Consider the following 1,413-nt stretch of genomic DNA (forward strand, 5'->3'; position numbering starts at 1 on the left):
CGAACCCGGAGATGGGCGGGGGAGGGGTGCCGGCAGAGCGCCCGAACCCGGAGATGGGCGCGGGAGGGAGGGTCAGCCCGCGGCGGCGGTGCGGATGGCCAGCCCGTCGAGGTAGGTGCGGACGCCTGCCCGGACCTGCTCGACGTTGTCGCCGCCGAACTTCTCCAGCAGCGCGTCGGCCAGCACCAGCGCCACCATCGCCTCGGCCACCACCCCGGCCGCGGGCACGGCGCACACGTCGCTGCGCTGGGCGATGGCCTGCGCCGGGCCGCCGGAGGCGGTGTCGACGGTGTCCAGCGCCCGCGGCACCGTCGAGATCGGCTTCATCGCCGCCCGCACCCGCAGCACCTCGCCGTTGGACATGCCGCCCTCGATGCCACCGGCCCGGTCGGTGCGCCGCCGCACGACGAGGCCCTCGGGTCCCTCGCCGCCGTCGACGCGCTCGATCTCGTCGTGGGCGGCCGAGCCCCGGCGGCGGGCGGTCTCGAAGCCGTCGCCGACCTCGACGCCCTTGATGGCCTGGATGCCCATGAGCGCGGCGGCCAGGCGCGCGTCGAGCTTGCGGTCCCAGTGCACGTAGGAGCCCAGCCCCGGCGGCAGCCCGTGCACGACGACCTCCACGACCCCGCCGAGGGTGTCGCCGGCGGCGTGGGCGGCGTCGACCTCGGCGACCATCGCGGCGGACGCGGCGGCGTCCAGGCAGCGGACCGGGTCGGCGTCGATGCGGGGCCCGTCGCCGCGGGCGGGGACGGTGCCGGGCGGGACCGCGACGGTGCCGAGGGCGACGACGTGGCTGGTGAGCTCGACGCCGGCGGCCTGCGCGAGCAGGTGGCGGGCGACCTCCCCGAGCGCGACGCGGGTGGCGGTCTCGCGGGCGCTGGCCCGCTCCAGCACCGGTCGGGCGTCGTCGAAGCCGTACTTCTGCATGCCGGTGAGGTCGGCGTGGCCGGGGCGGGGGCGGGTGAGGGGGGCGGAGCGGCCGCGGCCCGGCAGCCGGCCCGGCTCGTCGTAGCGGCGGCCCTCGGCGTCGGTGGCGTCGGCGGCCATGACCTCCTGCCAGCGCGGCCACTCGGTGTTGCCGATGCGCAGCGCCACCGGGCCGCCCTGGGTGCGCCCGTGCCGGACGCCGCCGATGATCTCCAGCTCGTCCTGCTCGAAGCCCATGCGGGCGCCGCGGCCGTAGCCGAGGCGGCGGCGGGCGAGGGCGGCGGTGATGTCGGAGCTCTGGACCTCCACCCCGGCGGGCACCCCTTCGAGGATGCCGGCGAGGGCCGGGCCGTGGGACTCCCCTGCAGTCAGCCAGCGCAGCACGTCCCGAGTCTCCCAGACCCGCAGGGGTGGTCGGGACCGCGCCCGGACCTCTAGAATGGGGCAATTTTTCCCGGTTCGGGTTTTCCCTTTCGCCCCACCGAA

1 protein-coding gene is annotated in these 1,413 nt (G+C 77.1%); it reads right to left on the reverse strand.

Annotated elements, in window-relative coordinates:
* Nucleotides 1-72: 72 nt before the first annotated feature.
* Entirely contained in the window at nt 73-1,311 is a 1,239-nt protein-coding gene (aroC, locus tag ABEB16_RS14610; RefSeq protein ID WP_345712968.1) for a chorismate synthase, read from the reverse strand.
* Nucleotides 1,312-1,413 lie beyond the last annotated feature (102 nt).

This window comes from Kineococcus glutinatus, assembly GCF_039542765.1.
GTDB classification, from domain to species: domain Bacteria; phylum Actinomycetota; class Actinomycetes; order Actinomycetales; family Kineococcaceae; genus Kineococcus_A; species Kineococcus_A glutinatus.